At 56.3% G+C, this 17,258-nt stretch carries 30 protein-coding genes; 13 read left to right on the top strand and 17 right to left on the bottom strand.

All coding sequences use genetic code 11. The features are described from left to right. Positions 1 to 203: 203 nt before the first annotated feature. The 16 genes from CXQ82_RS16555 to CXQ82_RS16485 form a co-directional block, all read right to left on the bottom strand. A complete protein-coding gene (locus CXQ82_RS16555; RefSeq protein WP_101270828.1) occupies positions 204 to 767 on the bottom strand; it encodes a siphovirus Gp157 family protein in 564 nt (187 codons plus the stop codon). Next, positions 764 to 1,501 (bottom strand): hypothetical protein, encoded by a 738-nt coding sequence (locus CXQ82_RS16550; protein ID WP_101270826.1) that lies wholly within the window; start codon positions 1,499 to 1,501, stop codon positions 764 to 766. The genes CXQ82_RS16555 and CXQ82_RS16550 overlap by 4 nt, the downstream gene beginning before the upstream one ends. Positions 1,502 to 1,654: 153 nt before the next feature. Further along, positions 1,655 to 1,849 carry a hypothetical protein gene (locus CXQ82_RS16545; protein ID WP_101270824.1) on the bottom strand — a complete coding sequence of 65 codons (195 nt, stop codon included), beginning with the start codon at positions 1,847 to 1,849 and terminating at the stop codon, positions 1,655 to 1,657. Continuing rightward, positions 1,846 to 2,037 carry a hypothetical protein gene (locus CXQ82_RS16540; protein WP_003218303.1) on the bottom strand — a complete coding sequence of 64 codons (192 nt, stop codon included), beginning with the start codon at positions 2,035 to 2,037 and terminating at the stop codon, positions 1,846 to 1,848. The genes CXQ82_RS16545 and CXQ82_RS16540 overlap by 4 nt, the downstream gene beginning before the upstream one ends. Next, the gene (locus tag CXQ82_RS16535) at positions 2,034 to 2,471 is read right to left on the bottom strand and encodes a hypothetical protein (RefSeq protein ID WP_101270822.1); all 438 of its coding nucleotides are present in this window, start codon (positions 2,469 to 2,471) and stop codon (positions 2,034 to 2,036) included. Before CXQ82_RS16535 ends, CXQ82_RS16540 begins: the two co-directional genes overlap by 4 nt. A gap of 422 nt (positions 2,472 to 2,893) precedes the next feature. Beyond that, a complete protein-coding gene (locus tag CXQ82_RS16530; RefSeq protein ID WP_101270820.1) occupies positions 2,894 to 3,277 on the bottom strand; it encodes a response regulator transcription factor in 384 nt (127 codons plus the stop codon). A gap of 63 nt (positions 3,278 to 3,340) precedes the next feature. Further along, positions 3,341 to 3,634: a hypothetical protein gene (locus tag CXQ82_RS16525; RefSeq protein ID WP_101270818.1), complete on the bottom strand. Its 294-nt coding sequence runs from the start codon at positions 3,632 to 3,634 to the stop codon at positions 3,341 to 3,343. Positions 3,635 to 4,057: 423 nt separating this feature from the next. Then, entirely contained in the window at positions 4,058 to 4,309 is a 252-nt protein-coding gene (locus tag CXQ82_RS16520; protein WP_101270816.1) for a DUF1654 domain-containing protein, read from the bottom strand. Between the two features lie 166 nt (positions 4,310 to 4,475). Beyond that, on the bottom strand, positions 4,476 to 4,955 hold the full coding sequence (locus tag CXQ82_RS31280) for a hypothetical protein (RefSeq protein WP_145980351.1): 480 nt from the start codon (positions 4,953 to 4,955) through the stop codon (positions 4,476 to 4,478). Between the two features lie 120 nt (positions 4,956 to 5,075). Next, positions 5,076 to 5,372, bottom strand: coding sequence for a superinfection immunity protein (locus CXQ82_RS16515; RefSeq protein ID WP_101270813.1), 297 nt, complete (start codon positions 5,370 to 5,372; stop codon positions 5,076 to 5,078). Between the two features lie 116 nt (positions 5,373 to 5,488). Beyond that, entirely contained in the window at positions 5,489 to 5,812 is a 324-nt protein-coding gene (locus CXQ82_RS16510; RefSeq protein ID WP_101270811.1) for a DUF2388 domain-containing protein, read from the bottom strand. A 96-nt stretch (positions 5,813 to 5,908) separates the two neighbouring features. Next, entirely contained in the window at positions 5,909 to 6,235 is a 327-nt protein-coding gene (locus tag CXQ82_RS16505; protein ID WP_101270809.1) for a DUF2388 domain-containing protein, read from the bottom strand. A gap of 108 nt (positions 6,236 to 6,343) precedes the next feature. After that, positions 6,344 to 6,775, bottom strand: a complete 432-nt coding sequence (locus CXQ82_RS16500; protein WP_081327091.1) for a hypothetical protein — start codon at positions 6,773 to 6,775, stop codon at positions 6,344 to 6,346. Between the two features lie 251 nt (positions 6,776 to 7,026). Beyond that, positions 7,027 to 7,863, bottom strand: coding sequence for a DUF3037 domain-containing protein (locus CXQ82_RS16495; RefSeq protein WP_101270807.1), 837 nt, complete (start codon positions 7,861 to 7,863; stop codon positions 7,027 to 7,029). Then, on the bottom strand, positions 7,860 to 8,603 hold the full coding sequence (locus CXQ82_RS16490) for a HipA family kinase (protein WP_101270805.1): 744 nt from the start codon (positions 8,601 to 8,603) through the stop codon (positions 7,860 to 7,862). The genes CXQ82_RS16495 and CXQ82_RS16490 overlap by 4 nt, the downstream gene beginning before the upstream one ends. Positions 8,604 to 8,683: 80 nt before the next feature. After that, a complete protein-coding gene (locus CXQ82_RS16485; protein WP_101270803.1) occupies positions 8,684 to 9,340 on the bottom strand; it encodes a LexA family transcriptional regulator in 657 nt (218 codons plus the stop codon). A gap of 109 nt (positions 9,341 to 9,449) precedes the next feature. Here CXQ82_RS16485 and CXQ82_RS16480 point away from each other — a divergent pair, with 109 nt between their 5' ends. The 12 genes from CXQ82_RS16480 to CXQ82_RS16430 all read left to right on the top strand — a co-directional run bounded on the left by CXQ82_RS16480 (position 9,450) and on the right by CXQ82_RS16430 (position 16,006). Next, complete coding sequence (locus tag CXQ82_RS16480) at positions 9,450 to 9,629, top strand: Cro/CI family transcriptional regulator (RefSeq protein WP_017255748.1); 180 nt, start codon at positions 9,450 to 9,452, stop codon at positions 9,627 to 9,629. Positions 9,630 to 9,843: 214 nt separating this feature from the next. Beyond that, positions 9,844 to 10,692, top strand: coding sequence for a BRO family protein (locus tag CXQ82_RS16475; protein ID WP_101270801.1), 849 nt, complete (start codon positions 9,844 to 9,846; stop codon positions 10,690 to 10,692). 1 nt (position 10,693) lies between these two features. Beyond that, entirely contained in the window at positions 10,694 to 11,671 is a 978-nt protein-coding gene (locus tag CXQ82_RS16470; protein ID WP_101270798.1) for a phage replication protein, read from the top strand. Continuing rightward, on the top strand, positions 11,658 to 12,455 hold the full coding sequence (locus CXQ82_RS16465; protein WP_101270796.1) for a hypothetical protein: 798 nt from the start codon (positions 11,658 to 11,660) through the stop codon (positions 12,453 to 12,455). The genes CXQ82_RS16470 and CXQ82_RS16465 overlap by 14 nt, the downstream gene beginning before the upstream one ends. Then, positions 12,452 to 12,922: a hypothetical protein gene (locus CXQ82_RS16460; protein ID WP_101270794.1), complete on the top strand. Its 471-nt coding sequence runs from the start codon at positions 12,452 to 12,454 to the stop codon at positions 12,920 to 12,922. Before CXQ82_RS16465 ends, CXQ82_RS16460 begins: the two co-directional genes overlap by 4 nt. Further along, positions 12,919 to 13,518, top strand: a complete 600-nt coding sequence (locus tag CXQ82_RS16455) for a recombination protein NinG (RefSeq protein ID WP_101270792.1) — start codon at positions 12,919 to 12,921, stop codon at positions 13,516 to 13,518. Before CXQ82_RS16460 ends, CXQ82_RS16455 begins: the two co-directional genes overlap by 4 nt. Further along, positions 13,515 to 14,060 (top strand): hypothetical protein, encoded by a 546-nt coding sequence (locus tag CXQ82_RS16450; RefSeq protein WP_101270790.1) that lies wholly within the window; start codon positions 13,515 to 13,517, stop codon positions 14,058 to 14,060. Before CXQ82_RS16455 ends, CXQ82_RS16450 begins: the two co-directional genes overlap by 4 nt. A 213-nt stretch (positions 14,061 to 14,273) precedes the next feature. After that, entirely contained in the window at positions 14,274 to 14,552 is a 279-nt protein-coding gene (locus CXQ82_RS31275) for a hypothetical protein (RefSeq protein ID WP_157832169.1), read from the top strand. A gap of 82 nt (positions 14,553 to 14,634) precedes the next feature. Beyond that, positions 14,635 to 14,820: a Com family DNA-binding transcriptional regulator gene (locus CXQ82_RS16445; protein WP_081044268.1), complete on the top strand. Its 186-nt coding sequence runs from the start codon at positions 14,635 to 14,637 to the stop codon at positions 14,818 to 14,820. An 8-nt stretch (positions 14,821 to 14,828) separates the two neighbouring features. Then, positions 14,829 to 15,152 carry a hypothetical protein gene (locus tag CXQ82_RS16440; RefSeq protein WP_092489149.1) on the top strand — a complete coding sequence of 108 codons (324 nt, stop codon included), beginning with the start codon at positions 14,829 to 14,831 and terminating at the stop codon, positions 15,150 to 15,152. A 174-nt stretch (positions 15,153 to 15,326) separates the two neighbouring features. Continuing rightward, complete coding sequence (locus tag CXQ82_RS16435) at positions 15,327 to 15,665, top strand: MFS transporter (RefSeq protein WP_101270788.1); 339 nt, start codon at positions 15,327 to 15,329, stop codon at positions 15,663 to 15,665. Beyond that, positions 15,662 to 16,006, top strand: a complete 345-nt coding sequence (locus tag CXQ82_RS16430; protein ID WP_101270786.1) for a hypothetical protein — start codon at positions 15,662 to 15,664, stop codon at positions 16,004 to 16,006. The genes CXQ82_RS16435 and CXQ82_RS16430 overlap by 4 nt, the downstream gene beginning before the upstream one ends. 107 nt (positions 16,007 to 16,113) lie before the next feature. On the opposite strand, the gene CXQ82_RS16425 is transcribed toward CXQ82_RS16430, so the two are convergent. Beyond that, positions 16,114 to 16,554, bottom strand: a complete 441-nt coding sequence (locus tag CXQ82_RS16425; RefSeq protein ID WP_101270784.1) for a hypothetical protein — start codon at positions 16,552 to 16,554, stop codon at positions 16,114 to 16,116. A 74-nt stretch (positions 16,555 to 16,628) separates the two neighbouring features. On the opposite strand from CXQ82_RS16425, the gene CXQ82_RS16420 reads away from it, so the two are divergent. Beyond that, positions 16,629 to 17,252: a putative metallopeptidase gene (locus CXQ82_RS16420; RefSeq protein WP_101270782.1), complete on the top strand. Its 624-nt coding sequence runs from the start codon at positions 16,629 to 16,631 to the stop codon at positions 17,250 to 17,252. Positions 17,253 to 17,258: the final 6 nt, after the last annotated feature.

The raw sequence follows: 17,258 nt of genomic DNA, 5'->3' as shown, positions 1-17,258 counted from the left end.
GATAGCCGGCTTGCGGCGCTTGAGGATGGTTTCGGGATCGATCTTGGCCGAGCGCTTCGGCGGTGGTGGGTTGATGGCAGGGCTTTCGCCCTGGTAGATCGTCCCGCCGGCGGATAGGAACTGCTCAACCTTCGCGTTGATCGCGTCGGAGACGCGGACGGTGTGCCTCTACGATGGTCTGGTGATTGCTGATCATGGCGATCTCACTTGATGCGGATCGAACTATCGCCGCGCTCCAAGTGAGCCCAGGTAGGTTCTGGTAAAAGTTCGTGTTCAGCATCCTCACCGGCGGCCATGCGCTTGCGGACCGCCTCGTTATGCTCTCGGATCTCCTTGAGCTTGGCGGCGATGGCCTTTTTGTCTGGGGTGATGCTCGATTTAACGTTGGTCAGCTCGTCCGGTACCGCATCTTCGTTGTCCACGATCACCTTCTCGCTGCCCATAGCCAGTGTGATTGTGAAGAGCGGCCGTTTGATTGACTTGATGTTGGCGGCTTCCATATTGCGGCGCAGGTAGTCGCTGATCTCTGACACGCTGTTGGATTTGATGCGCTTCAACTCGGCCAGGCGCTCAATCTCGTTTTCGATGGCCGTCACATCGCTCTCGATATTGCGGCGCAGCATGACGATGTTGTCTGCCTTGATATTGAAGTCGCCTTGAACCTCGTCCATGGCATGCTGCAGGGCCTCTTTCAAGCCTTCATCATCGGTGTCGGCCATGGCCTGGAGTTCGGCGAGTTTGCCGGTGAGTGCGTAAAGTTGAGTCATGCTGCTGCCTCCTTGCCTTTCTCAAGGCTGTCTTTGCGCTCTTCGAATGCACGAGTGATGCGGGCGATGAACGCTGGTTCATTGCGGCGAGTAGCTTCGCGGATGTATTTCACGTTCAAGGTTTTCAGTTCGTACGTAGTGACGGCCTTGCCGATGGTCTCAACTGCTGAGGCGAGCCAATCCACGCGCTCCTGCTTCTGCCGAAGGATTTCTGCGTCCTTGTCGTCGGCGTTTGCGATCGCTTCCTCTTCTTTGAGCTGAGTGACGTACGCGTCGTCATCGAATAGCCCGAGGAACACGTCGGCGCTGAACCCAAGCATCGAAAGCGATTTCTTGATGGCGTCCGTAAGCGATTTTTTTGGCGCTTCGCCGTCAGTGGTCATGCCGTAGGTAGTTTTGTACTGGTACCGAGTGCAGCCGTATTGCTCAATCTCGCCGCGCTGGCTGTCCTGCATAAACCAGAGGGCGATTTTGACTGTGTGACCAATCTCGCGACCTATGCATGCACGCTTGTCGCCTTCACCGATGAAGATTTCGTGACCCTCATCGAAGCGTTCTTCGACAATCCTCCAGCCCCAGCCGATGCCGACCGGACCAAACAACTCGGTCGCCTTCATGGCCATCGCGGTACCGCTCAAGCTGGTGATGTCCTGGCCGTTGACCTTGGCTTTCTTGGTGAACCTGGTGTCGGTCTTATCGACCTTGTTCCAAATATGCATGTTCTGTTCGGACATGGTTGCTCTCCGCGCCACCGGAGAGGGGCGCTGTAGGTGTTTAGGAGGTGATCCGATCAGCGAGGGCGCTGAGCAACATCAGGAAGGTGCAGACGGAGAGGGCAGAGAAAGAGCCGCGCCAGATGAGGAGGCGACGGGTGCGTTGGTGTGTGGTCACGGCCGAACCCTCACCGCGATCCGCCCGCCCTTCATGGATGCCGCCAGGCGCTTCGGCAAGGTGGCCACGGCACGCTCACGCGGCTGGCCGATCACTTCATTGAAGGGAAGGCCGAAGCCCAGCATGATCAGCTTCGACTCAACTTCGTCGAGTTGCTCGTCGATCAGTGATTTAACCGGTGCAGTGCTCATGCAGCCTCCTTGCGGTGCCTGGTGATTTTCAGCAGGCGCTGGCAGTAGTGGTTGAATTCTTCGACGGTGATTGCGTCGCCGGTGAGCATGTTGGTGATCATCCGCACCACCACCGCCTGGGCGCCGGGCTCGCTGCTGGGATGCTCAAGCGCTTCAAGTGCCTCATCGATCAGGATGTGCGGGCTCATAGGTCGGCATCCACGTCGTCTTCTGCCTCTTCCCGTTCTGCTGCCACAGCGTCGGCGGCGTAAGGCCTGAGCAGGTCTACGGCGACCTTCTCGGCGGCTTCGATGGGGCGGGGCTGGCCGATCAAGTCAGCGGCGTGACCGCGTGAATCTGCCTGGCTGCCCAGGATCGACGACAGGAAGAGGCGGGCGAATGAGTCGCGCTGGTCCAGGCCATCAATCTGGCGCTGATTTAGGACGCCTTGCAGGTAGGTGCAGAACCGATCAAACGTCACCACCTGCGGCTGGCCGTAGCGGCGCTTCCACTTGATGTCCATGCCGCACACCAACTGTTCCGCCGAGTGTTCCAGCCACTCCTGCTCCGCGCTCGCCTCGCTTACCTCTGGAGGCAACTGAGCGTCGTAACGCTCCTGGCATATCTTCAATGCTGCGTTCATGGTCGCCTCCAGGGTGGCGGGTTGTTCACCTGTATTCGTCAACACTCATGCCTCCCGCTGGTTGCCGATGGGCGCGGGGGAGGAGTGCTGACGTAATAGAGGTGGGGGATAAGGGTGAAGGCTTATCGCACTGCTATATTTGAACCAGTTGTTCGAGGCCGAGGAGAACGAAATGAGCGGGGATGAAAGCAGGTACAAAGCAACTTGCAGTGCTTGTGGTCATGAGGGTGTTCAGGTCAGGAGCTCAGATGACTGGGGGCGCACCGAAGAGTGGTGGGAGGGCTTTGACACCACTCCCGCAAATGACTACGAGTACCATCGGAAACGCTCCGAGGCACTCGTGCCAGTCTGTAAGTGCGGAAGCAAAAACATCGATATTGGAGAAGCCATACCCAGATGAAGAGGCTCATCGATATTGGTGTTCACACAGCCAGTTCTGCGCACTCAGCCCGGCGCACCATCCGAACCTGAGCCATTCGCCGTTCCGGCGCCCGGCGATCACGGCGCAGCGAGTCGTCACTGATCATCGAGTGCATGGCGATCAGCGCCGCCAGCACAAAGCACACCGGGGTGATGATCTGGCGCTTCATGGCCTCAGCCACCAAAGCAGTGCGCTTCGTAACGCCCAGCTTGAACATCGCATTGGTCAGGCGCTTCTTGACGCTGCCGTACTCGATGCCCGCTTCCCGGGCGATCTCTTTCGAGGTGAAGCCCTGGGCAATCCAAAGCAGAAACTGAAGTTCTCGCGGCGCAAGGCCACGTCCGAGGTGGCCTTTCCATCCGCCGTTGATGATTGTTGCTTCCATCGTCGTGACTCCCGGTTGTTTTCCCGTTGCCACCGATGCGGTGGCAAAAGTGAAAATTTCCGATTACTTGCTGCGCGCAGCCAGGGCTGCTTTGGCATCGACTTCTTCATCGAATGAGCAAAGGTCCGGCGCCGTTAAATAGAGGTTCAAGGCGCGCTCGTTTTCATCGGTGGACCAAGTCGACTCCGCGATATCACGCTCCGTAGAACTTGCGAATGCTTCGATGGCGGCCTCGATCACGGCAGTCATTGACCGGCGCTGCTTACGACCCACCACATCCAGAAGATGTCTTAGCTTTGGATGCATCCGAATTGCTATCGCCGTCACCGTCGTTTTCCTCCCTACCTTTTTGATCATCACTACTCTCCGGTTGTTTTCCCGCTGCACCCGTCACCAGGTGCAGAAGTGAAAATGTCCGTCTCTCCACCACGCGCATCGCCCGATTCATATCTCTGGCCGGCGTCACACATTTCGTGGACGGTGTTCTTCGCCGACCGGCTTGCGTGGTTTCGCGTACTCGCATGTGGGAGTACGGCCAGTTCCAGAGCTGGCATGGAGATCGAATTTATTGTTCGCGCTGTGCCCGTTACCGGGGATCGATCTGCGAAGGTCTTGGGTTGTTAAAGAGCGGCGCAGCTTTCGCTGCTGGCCGGCGGTGTTCGCTGCTGGCTTGAGATAAATTTAAGCAAGCTGAAATTAATGTGTCAAGTATGCTGAATAAATAAATTCAGATTGCTGAAATTTTTGGGCGATAAAAAGCCCGCTCATTGGCGGGCTCCTTTATGCGTCGCAGTACTCGCGCCAGCCGATCCTGACGGCACCGTCATCCAAATGCTCGACGCTAATGCCGGCGGTGTCGCCGATGTCTTGGATGACCTGGCGCCAGGCTTCAGGGCTTTCGTCGTCGCGTCTGGAAACCTCGACCAATTGAATCCGCTGTACCCGGGGAGAGGCGATCAAGCCTTGCAGGCGGCGGCCAACAAGTTCGTAGGAATTTCTCGGTTTGGATGTGGGGTAGGGTGCCTGGATCATGCGTCGCTCCTTGCGAATACTGTATGTATACACAGTATTGGTGCTGGCATATCTTGGCAAGAGGGCGGCAAGAAGTTTCATGCATAAATGCATATTTTCTGGAGGGTGTTTTTCGACAGGCATGAAAAAGCCCGCACTGGGCGGGCTATCGTTGAAAGGTTTGATCTTACTTTGTCGCGTCGAGAACCTTGCGCATGCCGCCCATGTCACTTTCAGAAATTTTTCCCTCTATACCGCAGACCTGAAATTCTATGAGTTTCGCAGAAGCTAGCCTTTCAAGATTGGCGCGATCAACCCGCTTGTCAAATCGTTCCATGACGGCCGATCCAGCGCTAACCGAAGAATATTCAAACTCTAGATATGGGTCTCGAGCGCCATCAACAAGCCAATTAGTATGGTGACAGTCTCTGAATTGCCCTCGGTCGCTCCAAGTCATGAGTTGGACTCTGTAGTAACCAGGCGCTGGTGAGCCTTTTAAATACAAGGCATACGTAGAAAATGAGAAGTCTTCAGGCTTTGAAGGCAAGGCGTCCCAAGAGGCGGACCTGTTGCCGGTGAATCGGTCTGTCTCGTCCTTGAATAAACCGGCATTGGCCGAAAGCGAAATGGCAAAGAAAAGCGCCGCGATTGGTGCGTGGAAACGCATGGAATCCCTCCCATAATTGAGCGAGCACTTTACCATTCGTAGCGTACAGCCACCATTGGCGGGTTCACGTCGGCTCTCTGAAGGGGTTGTCTCTTGACGACTACGCCTCGAGACTCGCACTCACCCCCGATTGGAAATCTCTTCTTCGACTTGCTGCCCGCCCAGACCCCGCAGCGCTAAGTAGTAGGCCACGCACCATCCGATTAATGTCCATCCGGTCAGCAGATTGATTAAAAAAATTCGGCGGGGCGGAATTGGTTCGACCGCAGCGGCATAAATTGAGGGGAATAGGTAAAGAGCTATGGCGGTAACGTAGAACATGAGATCAGCTGCAATCGCGACTCCATTGTCGCCGCTGCTGATGAAGTAGCTGACCAAGCAGGTTGGTGCAAGCAGTACTAATCCAAAGACCTTCATCGCAGCTCTCCGTGAAAACTAGAAGATGGCTATTTGATATCGCGCGGCATTTGCTTTGGATAGTGGCTGTTCTTTTGATTCAGTGTGGGGCTATGACGAAGGTGCCCAACCTTACCTCAAAACCTAGTTACGATTGCCTGTGCGAGCTGCTGATCATTCATCAGCGGTGGCGCATAAGTCGTACGGTAGAAGCGCACCGCCTGTTCAAATTGGGCGCCGCGAATATCGCCGTCGGAGCCAATAAATGCGAGCGCGTCAGCCTTTGCAGGCTTGAAGTTATTTGTGGCTAGCATTGTGAGCCCGGTAGTGCCTGCAACGGTGTAGGTTGGAGCCATCAGTACAGACAACATCGAGTTGTTATAGGAGTCATCCGACCCCTCAGAGGCATGAGCGTTGATCGATACCAGTAGGGCTACCGTCATAATCTTCCATGAATCCATTCTTCGTTGCTTCCATTGCGTTTAAAGTAGAGCGCGATCGGGTTCCAGCGGGGGGGAAGCCAGAAGGCCGTCACTGCGGGCATCTTTAGGTCGACATCAGAGCGAGGTCGCTATCGCCTGCGCCAGCTGCATGTCGGACATATGAGGCGATGTGTATGCCGAACGATAATACCGGGAGGCCTGCTCAAACTCCGCACCGCGAATCTCGCCGCCTGAACCGATGAATGCTAAAGCGTCGGTCTTGGCCGACTTGAAAATCTTTGGCGGCTCGGTCGTGAGAGATGTGGTCGCCCCAATTAAAATGGTTGGCGCGGAGATTGTGAGAAATATCGCGGCAGCGATAGGGTTGGCGCCATCACCTGATACGGCCTGCGTGCTGACCGATGCCAGTAGGGCTATCGCCAGTGTCTTACATAACTCCATGCTTCATTGCTTCCATTGCGATCTAAGGGCGCCACCATAGCAGGGTAGTGGCTCGCCAGAAACAAGAAGCCCGACGCAGGGCCGGGCTCGATGTAACCGCGTCAGAAACTAACGATGCTTGTTCTTGTGTTTATGCTTGTTGTTGCCTTTGTGCTTCTTACCATCCGACCGATGATTGCTCTCATCATCCGCCAGGTTGTTTCCAAGCGCTCCACCCGCAGCGCCGCCTAGACCTGCGCCGATCGTCGAGCCAGTCGTGCCGCCGAGGCGATTACCGATGAGCGAGCCACCAGCCGAGCCGATACCGCCACCTAATGCGGCTTCAGCTCTGTTGCCTCTCTGAGCGCCGACAGCACTGCCGGCAGCACCACCTACGCCTGCGCCTACTGCCGCGCCAGTTGAGCCGCCGAGCTGTTGGCCTACGATATTGCCAAGTGCACCACCAACGCCGCCTCCAAGGCCGGCTGTGCCATCTCCGGCAGCCATTGCTCCTTGCGAGATGAGGACGCCTAAAAATAGGGCAGGCAGTGTAATTTTCATTTTTTGAACCTCTATGGGCTGTCAGCAGGCGCTCACGGTTTAAAGCACGCCTAGCATTAGGACTGGAGTAGAAGTTTGTAGTTCTCTACAGGCGGTGCCTACAGGCGAATGGTTGTAACAAGATATGCCGTGATGGCTTCAGCGGCGAAGGGCAGGCTTAAGCGGTTTCACCAAAAATTGGGATGACCAGAGGAGCCCGAGTGTGAATGGGCAGATACAAGAAGCCCGGCGCTGGGCCGGGCTCATACTCTTCAGTGGAGCGTATCTGGAATGCCTTGTTTTATTTTTTCCAGCAATGCCGATTTCCCTTCTTCCGAACTGGTGACGCGTATTCCTGGAAAAGACTTAAGCTCTTCAGAAATCTCCCGATATGCCCTCAGTAGCTTTGGCTTGCCTTCTTCGGGAGGTCCGGCAATGAAAAGGGTATCTTTTGCGAGTTGCCCAGCGGCATTCAGGCGTCTGATCTTCGAAATCCAGGCATCGCCATGCTCAATGATCTTGGCCGACTCGTCATGTCCCAAGTGGATTGGCTTCAAGGCCTGGACCGGTTCAATGCCACTCATCAGCACGAACGGAAACTTAACCGGATAATCAGCATTGCCCAGTTTTTGCTCGCTGTAGCGCTGCTTAAGGTTGGACGCGGCAAGCAGCTTTCCGAGCTGACGCTCCAAAAATGTTTCCTGATACTCCTTCGTTGCAAAGCTATGATTCACATAATGATCGAAAAGAGTCGCGAGAGCTTGGTCCGCATTATCTGTGGCCATAGTGCCAGGATCGCTAAACCTCATCATCGTCTCGCGAGGGTGAATCAAATGTTTGAAAGTGGAGAGGAGTAGTCCTACATCTTCGCGATTAACAGTGAGAAAGCCGCTAAGACGTGTCAGCTCCACATCGATTTCCCTGCGAGCTCTGACGAATATTTTTGCGTCGAGGCTGGGAAAGAAATTAGTAATTCGCTGCCTTTTTTTCTCAATTTTGAAGCGAAAGTCACCGTTATTGGCAATCAGAACGATACCAATATTTACGAACTCGCCTGTTTCAGGGTAAGGCAAAAACCTCAAAATTGAATAGTTGCATATGTATTTCATAGCGCTCCCCAGAACCGCTCTTCCTTGAACACTTCCAGCATTTCCAACCTCTCTGCTAGCGTCGGCTCTGATTCATCGATGTAGTCGCGATCTCGATAAAGCCAGTCGTTAGGCAAAAGGGCGGTGATCGTACCCCAGTTCTTCATAGCCTCGCTAAGCATTTGCTCACAGTCCTGACGAACGACCAGATCTCTAAAGAAAGACCTGCATTCTCGAAAAACGTGCCCTTGCATAAATGCATCGGAGTCAAACGTTCTGTCAAACGCAAGATTGTGGTCAATGACATTTAGGTCGCCGCTAGCGTCCAATATTAGGTTCACGTTGCCGCCACGATCTCCAAGGCACCGATCCTCATTCCGAATCCAAAAATCAAACAGAAGAATTCGTCTTCTTAGGTCTAAAGGGGTCCGGTTTATATTACTGAGATTGAAATCCGAGGCGTTTTCTACTGCGAGCGAGGCGAACGCCAGACCCCCGCCGAGATCCCCCACATTAGGGATTGCGCTGAACGCAATCAGATCCTGTGGAATGTGCATTAACCGCCAAGGAGGTATTGGAAGGCCTAGAACCTTCCCAAGCTCGGCGCCAATTGCCTCTGAAATAAGTGCGAACCCGCCTGCCTTGTCGAGTCCTTTGACGAAATATGGATGGCCATCGTCTCCCCGCACAATAAATGGCTTTATCGAATATCCCTGTTGACTCTGCCGGACGATTTCAATCGCTGTAATGCTCTCAGGCATTAGGTTTCTTCCATGTTCGACGCTGTGCGTGTCCGGTTTTGGCTGGCCGCGAGCCTGTATGCTTTCGCGGCGCTTCGCCCTCAATAAAACTTCTGCAGCGCCTGCACAACCACGCCCACGATCCGGCAGTTCTCGTCGACCGCCTCGATCGGGTAGCTCGGATTCAGCGGTTTCAGGAACAGCCGACCGCCGTCGCTGACCAGCTTCTTGAATGTAGCCTCGTTGCTGTCTGGCAGCTTGGCCACCACCAGCTTACCTGGTGCAACCTCAGCCTCGGTGTCTACCAGGATCAGAGTGCCCTCAGTGATGCTCTGGCCGGCGGGCGCCGTCATCGAGTCACCTTTGACCGTCAGCCAGAACGCCGGACCTTTGGAGTCGTACTCCGAAAACTCGTAGGTGTCCGAGATTCCAGCCGGGTAGGGCTCCACTGCTTCCGACCAGGCGCCGGCGGCAACCCAGCTCACTACTGGGTAGCGGAATGATTTGGTGGGCTGGGCGGCGGGGGAGATATTTGATTCGGTAGCCTCCCGTTCATTGCCCTCGCCAATGGCTAGCCACTCAGCCCGAAAGCCAGTCGCTTTCGCCAGGGCGTAAAGGTTCTCCGGCCTGAGGCTTTTGCTCTCGCCGGTGATCCACTGAGTGACGGCCGAATTTGCAACGCCGCAAAGCGATGCAATTTCCCCTTTCTTTTTACCGCTGACCTGTATGGCGCGGGCGATACGTTCGTGTCTTTCCATGGACTCAATATTAAGTTAACTGAATTTAAGCATGCAGTAGGTGCAAATCACCGTTGATGCCATAACTTAAGCATGCTTAAATTGCGACAGGCTCGAACGAGGATGCGCAATGAATACGCATGAAGTCGCCGAATTCTTCGGCAGCAAGACGAAGCTGGCACTCGCTTTGGGCATCCGCCCAAGCGCCGTGACCATGTGGGGGGAAACGATCCCCGAATCCCGGCAGTACCAGATCCAGGTCCTTTCCAAGGGCAAGTTCAAGGCGACAAAGAAAGACCAAGCCGCCTGACAGGCAAACCCTTCTGCCCATGTAGCCAGTATCGGCCCAGCCGGTCTGCGAAGTAAGAAACCTGAGGTCGCTGGTGTTTTATCCAGTGGGTTTTGAGAGAGGCGATGCGGGGAGTAGGGCGAGGTGGTTGGCGCTTCGGCGCCGAATTACAGGCAATAAAAAAAGCCGACGGTCGAGGTCGGCTTCTTCGATAAAACTTAGCGAGGTCGATTATATGCAAACGCCGCCACATATCAATAGCACTACCAATCTCGCGCCACGTTTTTCGCAATCTGAAAACGTGGCGCGCAATTCAGCAGTAATTCCGTTCGACTTCGACGGCGCCGCAATTCGGGTCATCACCGACAAGCTCGGCGATCCGTGGTTTGTCGCGCGCGATGTCGCTGACGCCCTCGGCTACTCCAAGCCAGAGAATGCCGTGTCCCGTCACTGCAAGGCTGCGTCCACTACCCCGAAACAGGGTGGTGGTTTCATGACCATTATCCCGGAGCGCGATCTTTACCGGCTGGTAATGAGGTCCAAGCTTCCGACCGCCGAGAAGTTCGAAGAGTGGGTGGTGGGCCAGGTCCTGCCGAGCATTCGCAAGACCGGCTCGTTTTCCGCCCAGAGCCCGAACAACTCCAAGATCGTCGGCGAGCTGGCCATTCTGGAATGCTTCGACCGCCTGTTGAAGCCTGCCAACTCCAGCAAGATGCTGATGCTGGCCAAGATCGCCGCCAACAACGGCCTGGACGCCAAGTTCCTTCCAGGCTACGCCGTTGACGCCGCCCCTGATGCCGCTGGCGGCTCTTCGATGCCTACCAAGGCAATCACCGCCCTGATCAAAGATCACGCCATCGCCAGCACCGCCCGCGGCTTCAACCTTGCTCTTGAGGCCCACGGCTTCCTCAAGGTTCTTCAGCGCAAAAACTCCAGGCAGGAAATGGTCGACTTCTGGTCCGTGACCGAGAAGGGCATGGCCTACGGCAAGAACCTCACCAGCCCTCAATGCCCCCGCGAGACGCAGCCTCACTGGTATGTGGATCGCTTCCTTGAATTGGCCGCAAAGGTCGGGAAGGCCTGACATGCAATACACCGTCACGATTAACCAGGTGAAGGCGCTGGAGTGGGGGCTGAATTCTCAGCAGGCCCTGCTGTTCGCCTTCGTCTACGGCTGCCCAAGCTGGACCAAGCCAATCAAGACTGATGACGGGATCTTCTTCGCGCTGAGCAAGGCCAAGATCATCGAGGAGCTGCCGCTGCTCACTGATAAGCCGGACACCGCTTACCGCATGCTGAAGGCCCTGGAAGAGGCCGGTTTGATTGAGCTTTCCAGCACCTCGAACATCACGCTTTTCCGCCTCACAGAGAAGGCCGTCGAGTGGAACCAGAAGCTGGATGGGTCGGAAAAATATCCGACCCCACCAAAAAACAAGGGTCGGAGAAATATCCGATCTACCTCGGATAAATCTCCGAGCAAGGTCGGAAAAAAATCCGGGCAAGGGTCGGAAAAATCTCCGACAAATCAGGATACCAATCATCAGGGTACCAATCAGGACACCAGTCAGGACTTGCAGGACGCCACCGGCAAGCCGGCTCAGTCCCGCGGCTTGTTGCTGGTGGTTGATCGCACCGATGCCCCACGGGTTGAGATCCCCGCCGACATGCCGGGCCCCAAAGACCAGACCTGCAAAACCTTCAAGGTCTGGGCGAACTACGCCATGGCTTACCGCAAACGCTACAGCGCCTGGCCAGTGTGGAATGCCAAGGTCGGCGGCCAACTCGGCCAACTGGTTGACCGCCTCGGCGCCGATGTCGCCCACCACGTCGCTGCCCACTTCCTGAAAACCAGTGACGCCGCTGTGCTGCGCAAGTGCCACAGTCTCAACGAGCTGCTGGCCAACGCCGAGAGCTACCACACCCAGTGGGTCACTGGGCAGCGCATCAACGGCACGACCGCCCGGCAGATGGAACGGACAGAAGCGAACCACTCCGCAGCGGAGCAGGCCGCCCAGATGGTTTTGGCCAAACGCCAAGCAGGTGACCGTAATGAATACCTTTGAAATGAATGACCACCAGGTTGCCGGATTGGCCGCCGCCATCTGCGCCACAGCCGAGGCCATGGGCCAGGAAATGAACCCGGGTACTGCCGCGATGATGGCTGAAGACCTCTGCGCGTATCCGGTGCCCGTCGTCAAAGCCGCATTGAAGGCCTGCCGCTTCGAGGTGAAGGGCAAGCTGGCAATGGCTGACATCCTGCAACGCGTCCAGTCCTCCGACGGGCGCCCGGGCAAGGACGAGGCCTGGGCCATCGCCATGACCACCAACGACGAATTTGAAACAGTGGTGCTGACCGACGAGATCCAGCTGGCCCTGGCTGCTGCGAAGCCCATCTTGGATGGCGGCGACAAGATCGGTGCGCGCATGGCGTTCATCGATGCCTACCAGCGTTTCGTAGGGCAGGCCCGCGAGGATGCGAAACCGGTCAACTGGCACGTGTCCGTGGGCTTCGACGCAAACCGTCGCGTGCAGGCTGTGACTAAGGCAGTGGAGCTGAAGAGAATCCCGCGCGAACACGCCCAGAAGTACCTGACGGACCTTAGCGTCGAGCCGATCACTGAGGACGGTCGCGCCATCGCCGGTTTGCTCACTGGCACCGTCACACGGCCAGAGCCCCAGCTTCGGCAGAAGTTGGAACTGGTGAAAAACTCGATGCTGGAAATGCGCAAGGCCAGTGCCGAACGGAAAACCGAAATGCGGATTGACGCGGCAAATGAGTTGGCGGATCGCAGGGCGCTGCTCATCAAGCAAGCTCAGGAACTGGAAGCGAAGAGGGCGGCGCCATGACCGACAAGATCAGCGTGAACTGCCAGGCCAAGCTCTCTGAGGCTATCACCAAGTTGAGCGCCATGTACCGCGACAAGAAGTTCGTGGTGGTCTCCTTGCGCCCGGGCAAGGACCGCACGCTTGACCAAAATCGGTTGTGGTTCGGGATGTACAAGCGCATCGCCGAAATGACCCAGATCGGTGACGCCGCTGACGCCCGGCGCTACTGCAAGCTGCACTTCGGCGTTCAGATCCTGCTGAACGAGGATGCCGGCTTTCAGGCCGAGTGGTACCGGGTCATGCGCCATCTGCCCTACGAAACGAAGCTGGCCATGATGGGCGAGTGCCATTTGTTCGGCCCCGACGGTTTCCCAGTGACCAGCCTGTTCAATCGCGCCCAGGGCATCGCTTATACCGACCGCATTGCAGCCTACTTCACGGGCCAAGGTGTGGTTTTCACTGATCTACTCAGCAAGGAGGCTGCATGATCGCCAAGCAACCCAAACCGAAGAAATGCAAGAACCCAGCGTGCGGCATCAGCTTTCCGCCGCAGCGCCTCGGACAGGCCGTATGCAGCCCGAAGTGTGGCCTGGCAATCAAGGACGTAAATCAGGCGAAGGCGCGTAAGTCTCTGGCTCAAGTTGAGCGGCGCGAGATCAAAGTCCGCAAGGAGAAGCTTAAGAGCAGGGCGGATCACCTGCGCGAAGCCCAAACCGTAGTGAACGAGTACGTGCGTCTGCGTGACGCGCACCTGCCGTGCATCAGCTGTGACTCGACGCCGAGCGACGGCGACCTCATGACCGGCAGCCGGTGGGACGCCGGGCACTACCGATCCGTCGGCGCCTGCCCGGAGCTGCGCTTCGAGCCGCTGAACATCCATCGCCAGTGTGTGAAGTGCAACCGCAACCTTTCCGGCAACGCAGTGGAGTACCGCATTCGCCTGGTGTTGCGCATCGGCGCCGAGAAGGTCGCTTGGCTGGAAGGCCTGCACCCAGCCTGCAAGTACACCGTGGAAGAGATCAAGGCGATCAAAGCCAAATACCGCGCAATGACCAGAGAGTTGAAAAAAGGGGAAGCTGCATGACCTATCGCAACGTTGTTTCAGCAGTAGTCCGAGCCCTCGCGGCCGAGACCATCACTTCCGCCGGCGGCTGCGACTTTGAACCGAAGGTGCAATGTGCCAAGCAAAAGGGGGAGATCATCGGAAAGGAGGCGGCGTTTCTCCAGGACTGCTGGGTGTTCGGCCGGCTGCACAAGGCGCTCACCCCGGCGCACTGGCGAGCACTCGTGGCGAAGTATTCCACCCATGAGGAGCGTAAGCACGGCGCGATTCTGGAACTGCTCAACTCGGTGCGCACGCCTGCGCCGAAACGTTTCCGGGAGTGCGCCGTATTGACCTGGGCGATTCCACAAGTAGCCGGCGCCGAAGGCAAGCGCTCCGCCGCGGTGCTGCCGGCCGCCTGGTACGACATCACCAATTGGGGCAATGATGGTAAGCCAGAGTCGACCCGGTACCGTTGGCGCTCAGGGATCCGCAAGACGCTTGATGACCAGGTGAACGAGGCGCTTACTGCCGCTCAGGAACTGCTCGACGCTGAGGGGCTTATCGAAAGTTGCGCCGCGTGACAAAAAGCCATTGCATCGAATGAGAAAGTGAGAGAGCATTTGTTTATCCTGTCGATCTTGCGCGTTGAGGTTGCACAGTAAAGCCCGGCGACCGTGTCGGGCTTTTTATTGGGTGAGCATCGTTTGCGGGTTGAAAATTTTATTTGACGCCACTAAATTGGCATCATTGTGCCTCTATCCTATAGTGGCACACTCAGCCCAAAGGATCTGACGATGTTGAAACCAGGTTATGTAGCACCACTTCTGTTGGCATTGGCTTCCTCTCAAGTTTTCGCTCAGCAAGCTACCGACAATTTCGCGGACACCCAATCTCAAAAGCCGCGCGTCCAAAATGACCCAATGAAGGGCTGTTACGCCGCTGATCAGTTCTATTCAGAAGGTATGAGACTGGATGTGAAGTCTGGCACCTTGGTTTGTGCGCATACTAAAAGCTCATACAATCAGCGTGACTCTTCTTTACCATTTGAGTGGGTCAAAGAGTCCGAGCTTTAATCAGGTTTATCCCAAAAAGCCCCGCCATGTGCGGGGCTTTTTATTGCCCACGGAAGGGCGATTCAGCAAAAGGAATTTGCAGATGTTGAAAGAATTCAGATGCGGTAACTGCAAAAGACTTCTCGCCCGTACGGGTGGGTTTACAGAGCTCCAGATCAAATGCTCCCGATGCGGGACGTTGAATCATGTGAAGGCCACGAGCCTCGAGCAATCGCCTTTGAGCGACATGAAAGCGGAATCCTCCGCGACAAATCATTCGACTCAATAGGTGAAAACATGGAACCAGTACAAATCGGCAGCCGTTTCAAATCGGTGGCAACCAGCTACGCCGAGGCAATTTTCACTCCGGCACAGAACGTCAATGGCGCTGTAGTTCGGACAGCTACGATGATCAGCCCTGTCGGGAACGGATTTATTAGTACCGGCACGACCATTCCGGAAGGGCGCTGGGTGACCAACGTGCCCGTTATCTTGTCCGCCGTTAGCGGTTCTTCCACTCTTCCGTTCTCTGTGACCATCCCTGCCGGTCAGGGCCTGTGGGTAGCAATGACGCAGAATGGCGGCGGTACGGCCTACGTGACCTACGACCTGCTGCCATAAGAAGCGGTGGGCTGCATCTGCAGCCGTTTGCTTTTCTCCTGTCCTTACGTGACAGGCCAAGGCCCTGGCATTTGCCGGGGCCTTCCTATTTTCGGCTCCGCCACACCCATTGCTCCGAGCTGGGAGTGCTGCTGGAGCCGACCTATTTCAAACATGCCCCACGGAGTCGAGCGCATGGAGTATCTACAGCGCCTGCTCGACAAGATCGACAGGTACGAATTACTGATCGCGGGCCTCGTCGGCGCTGTAATCGCCAGCTGGTGGCACAAGGATGACCTCAACGACTGGCGTGCCTGGGTGATTTTCCTCGTCACCGGCATGGCCTGCTCGATCTATCTTACGAGCATGGTCAGCACCTACCTGGGCGTGACTGAGCCAAAGATCGTCGCTGGCATCGGCTTCCTGCTGGGTGCCTTTGGCGGCTCGCTCCTGGCGGCCATCAACAGAGCCATTAAATCCGCTGACCTCTGGGCTCTCATTCGCCAGCGGTTTGGGGGAGGCAATCCACCATGAATCTTGAACTGATCAATACCATCGCCTGCGGCCTTATCGCGCTGTGGGCAGCCTGGTGCGTACTGAGCGGGAAGGTGAGGGACGGCATTCTCGGGAAGCTGATCTACTCGGCCATCGCCATCACCGGTTTCGTTGTGATGGTACGCAGCCAGAACATCTTCTTCGGCCCTACCACTGCCGGCCTGACGTTGCATGTCGCCCTGGCCCTGGCCGGTGCACGGCATATCTTCATGGTCACGTACTGGCAGCGGGTGAAGGTCTGGCTGTGCCGGACGCTGAACTGCGAGCACTGCCTGAACTGTAACAAGGCACCTGGCGGTGTCGAGCGGCGGGGTAAGTAATCCGCGCCACGTTTTCGGGTGCGCCAAATCGTGGCGCGAGGTTTCAGATGAGCAATGTCACCCGGCTGCGCCACGTACTCCCGATGAGCCTATACATATGGTGAAGTCTATTTTCTTGACGCAAAGCACGTCTGCAAGGACTCCTGATGTTGTCGCATCATGATCTGCATGTTTCCACGCTTTTCACTTGAGTCTGTGTAACCGTAGGCTTCCTCAATTTTGTACTGCAAACGTGTGATATCCCTTCGAATAGATTCGCACTGATCATTCTGCATGCTTACTAGCCTGGCGTTTGCAGACGAGTTTTCAGCGCTGAGTTTTGTGTAAGCGTCCCGCCACTTCTCAATCGCTTGTAGGTATTGTTCGTTTGCTTTCTCAAGCTGCGCGCTGCGACGTTTTTCGGTGTCTAAAGAGCTTCTGAGTTGGCCGTAATCGATGCCGCCGAGAACCAGTGCTGAAAGCCCGGCGCCTACTGCTAGCGCAATTGGTACGGCTACCGCCAATTTAGAGACGGTTCCCCAAAAAACGCTTTGTTCCTGGCTATCCATGTCCTTCCCCTAAGTTAAACAGCCATTTTCGGTTGGTCACGGGTCTAAAAGCAATTCGTGGATGCGAGGTAATAATGGATAGGCCATACCCTCCAGCGTCGCTGCTTGAGCTGTCCGACCTTTCCGACTTCGGTATTCGGCTAACTCCAGCACCTGAGGTGTGGGACTGGCTCCAGGCCCAGATCCTTGCCGACACCGGCAGCATTCACAACGAAGACCATGCCCACCTACTGGATGCAGACATCCGGGTCATGTGGGCGTCGTCGAGCTTCGAGAAGCAGGGTAGGACAGTGCTTGGCCAGGCTGAACAGGTAGCGTTTCGTGCAGGTGGTTGGCAGAAGGCCCGAATGGAGCAACAGATGCGTGATTGGTTCGGCGACGTGCCGGCTTTCATCATCACGCTGGCTGCCGACTACTGCGACCAGTGCAGTGACACCGACTTCTGTGCACTGGTTGAGCATGAGCTTTATCACATCGCCCACGCCAACGATAAGTCCGGCCAGCCAGCATTCACCAAGGATGGGTCGCCCAAGCTCGAGATGCGCGGCCACGACGTCGAAGAGTTCGTCGGTGTCGTCCGCCGCTACGGTGCAAGCCCTGACGTTCAAGCGTTGGTGGATGCTGCAAACAGTCCTGCTGAGGTGGGTAAATTGAACATTGCGAGGGCCTGCGGAACCTGTCTGCTCAAGTCGGCCTGATTCTGG

The organism is Pseudomonas sp. S09G 359, assembly GCF_002843605.1.
Lineage (GTDB): Bacteria > Pseudomonadota > Gammaproteobacteria > Pseudomonadales > Pseudomonadaceae > Aquipseudomonas.
This window is presented reverse-complemented; position numbering and strand designations above follow the sequence as displayed.

What these genes read in the sequence shown, in the direction of transcription:
- CXQ82_RS16475 (WP_101270801.1), top strand. Translation starts at nt 9,844, where the DNA reads ATGCAAACGCCGCCACATATCAATAGCACTACCAATCTCGCGCCACGT.
- CXQ82_RS16495 (WP_101270807.1), bottom strand. Translation starts at nt 7,863, where the DNA reads ATGAAATACATATGCAACTATTCAATTTTGAGGTTTTTGCCTTACCCT.
- CXQ82_RS16505 (WP_101270809.1), bottom strand. Translation starts at nt 6,235, where the DNA reads ATGGAGTTATGTAAGACACTGGCGATAGCCCTACTGGCATCGGTCAGC.
- CXQ82_RS16540 (WP_003218303.1), bottom strand. Translation starts at nt 2,037, where the DNA reads ATGAGCCCGCACATCCTGATCGATGAGGCACTTGAAGCGCTTGAGCAT.
- CXQ82_RS16510 (WP_101270811.1), bottom strand. Translation starts at nt 5,812, where the DNA reads ATGGATTCATGGAAGATTATGACGGTAGCCCTACTGGTATCGATCAAC.
- CXQ82_RS16455 (WP_101270792.1), top strand. Translation starts at nt 12,919, where the DNA reads ATGATCGCCAAGCAACCCAAACCGAAGAAATGCAAGAACCCAGCGTGC.
- CXQ82_RS16530 (WP_101270820.1), bottom strand. Translation starts at nt 3,277, where the DNA reads ATGGAAGCAACAATCATCAACGGCGGATGGAAAGGCCACCTCGGACGT.
- CXQ82_RS16445 (WP_081044268.1), top strand. Translation starts at nt 14,635, where the DNA reads ATGTTGAAAGAATTCAGATGCGGTAACTGCAAAAGACTTCTCGCCCGT.
- CXQ82_RS16525 (WP_101270818.1), bottom strand. Translation starts at nt 3,634, where the DNA reads ATGATCAAAAAGGTAGGGAGGAAAACGACGGTGACGGCGATAGCAATT.
- CXQ82_RS16465 (WP_101270796.1), top strand. Translation starts at nt 11,658, where the DNA reads ATGAATACCTTTGAAATGAATGACCACCAGGTTGCCGGATTGGCCGCC.
- CXQ82_RS16480 (WP_017255748.1), top strand. Translation starts at nt 9,450, where the DNA reads ATGAATACGCATGAAGTCGCCGAATTCTTCGGCAGCAAGACGAAGCTG.
- CXQ82_RS16460 (WP_101270794.1), top strand. Translation starts at nt 12,452, where the DNA reads ATGACCGACAAGATCAGCGTGAACTGCCAGGCCAAGCTCTCTGAGGCT.
- CXQ82_RS31280 (WP_145980351.1), bottom strand. Translation starts at nt 4,955, where the DNA reads ATGCGTTTCCACGCACCAATCGCGGCGCTTTTCTTTGCCATTTCGCTT.
- CXQ82_RS16485 (WP_101270803.1), bottom strand. Translation starts at nt 9,340, where the DNA reads ATGGAAAGACACGAACGTATCGCCCGCGCCATACAGGTCAGCGGTAAA.
- CXQ82_RS16420 (WP_101270782.1), top strand. Translation starts at nt 16,629, where the DNA reads ATGGATAGGCCATACCCTCCAGCGTCGCTGCTTGAGCTGTCCGACCTT.
- CXQ82_RS16515 (WP_101270813.1), bottom strand. Translation starts at nt 5,372, where the DNA reads ATGAAGGTCTTTGGATTAGTACTGCTTGCACCAACCTGCTTGGTCAGC.
- CXQ82_RS16535 (WP_101270822.1), bottom strand. Translation starts at nt 2,471, where the DNA reads ATGAACGCAGCATTGAAGATATGCCAGGAGCGTTACGACGCTCAGTTG.
- CXQ82_RS16545 (WP_101270824.1), bottom strand. Translation starts at nt 1,849, where the DNA reads ATGAGCACTGCACCGGTTAAATCACTGATCGACGAGCAACTCGACGAA.
- CXQ82_RS16500 (WP_081327091.1), bottom strand. Translation starts at nt 6,775, where the DNA reads ATGAAAATTACACTGCCTGCCCTATTTTTAGGCGTCCTCATCTCGCAA.
- CXQ82_RS16435 (WP_101270788.1), top strand. Translation starts at nt 15,327, where the DNA reads ATGGAGTATCTACAGCGCCTGCTCGACAAGATCGACAGGTACGAATTA.
- CXQ82_RS31275 (WP_157832169.1), top strand. Translation starts at nt 14,274, where the DNA reads ATGTTGAAACCAGGTTATGTAGCACCACTTCTGTTGGCATTGGCTTCC.
- CXQ82_RS16425 (WP_101270784.1), bottom strand. Translation starts at nt 16,554, where the DNA reads ATGGATAGCCAGGAACAAAGCGTTTTTTGGGGAACCGTCTCTAAATTG.
- CXQ82_RS16450 (WP_101270790.1), top strand. Translation starts at nt 13,515, where the DNA reads ATGACCTATCGCAACGTTGTTTCAGCAGTAGTCCGAGCCCTCGCGGCC.
- CXQ82_RS16490 (WP_101270805.1), bottom strand. Translation starts at nt 8,603, where the DNA reads ATGCCTGAGAGCATTACAGCGATTGAAATCGTCCGGCAGAGTCAACAG.
- CXQ82_RS16440 (WP_092489149.1), top strand. Translation starts at nt 14,829, where the DNA reads ATGGAACCAGTACAAATCGGCAGCCGTTTCAAATCGGTGGCAACCAGC.
- CXQ82_RS16550 (WP_101270826.1), bottom strand. Translation starts at nt 1,501, where the DNA reads ATGTCCGAACAGAACATGCATATTTGGAACAAGGTCGATAAGACCGAC.
- CXQ82_RS16470 (WP_101270798.1), top strand. Translation starts at nt 10,694, where the DNA reads ATGCAATACACCGTCACGATTAACCAGGTGAAGGCGCTGGAGTGGGGG.
- CXQ82_RS16520 (WP_101270816.1), bottom strand. Translation starts at nt 4,309, where the DNA reads ATGATCCAGGCACCCTACCCCACATCCAAACCGAGAAATTCCTACGAA.
- CXQ82_RS16555 (WP_101270828.1), bottom strand. Translation starts at nt 767, where the DNA reads ATGACTCAACTTTACGCACTCACCGGCAAACTCGCCGAACTCCAGGCC.
- CXQ82_RS16430 (WP_101270786.1), top strand. Translation starts at nt 15,662, where the DNA reads ATGAATCTTGAACTGATCAATACCATCGCCTGCGGCCTTATCGCGCTG.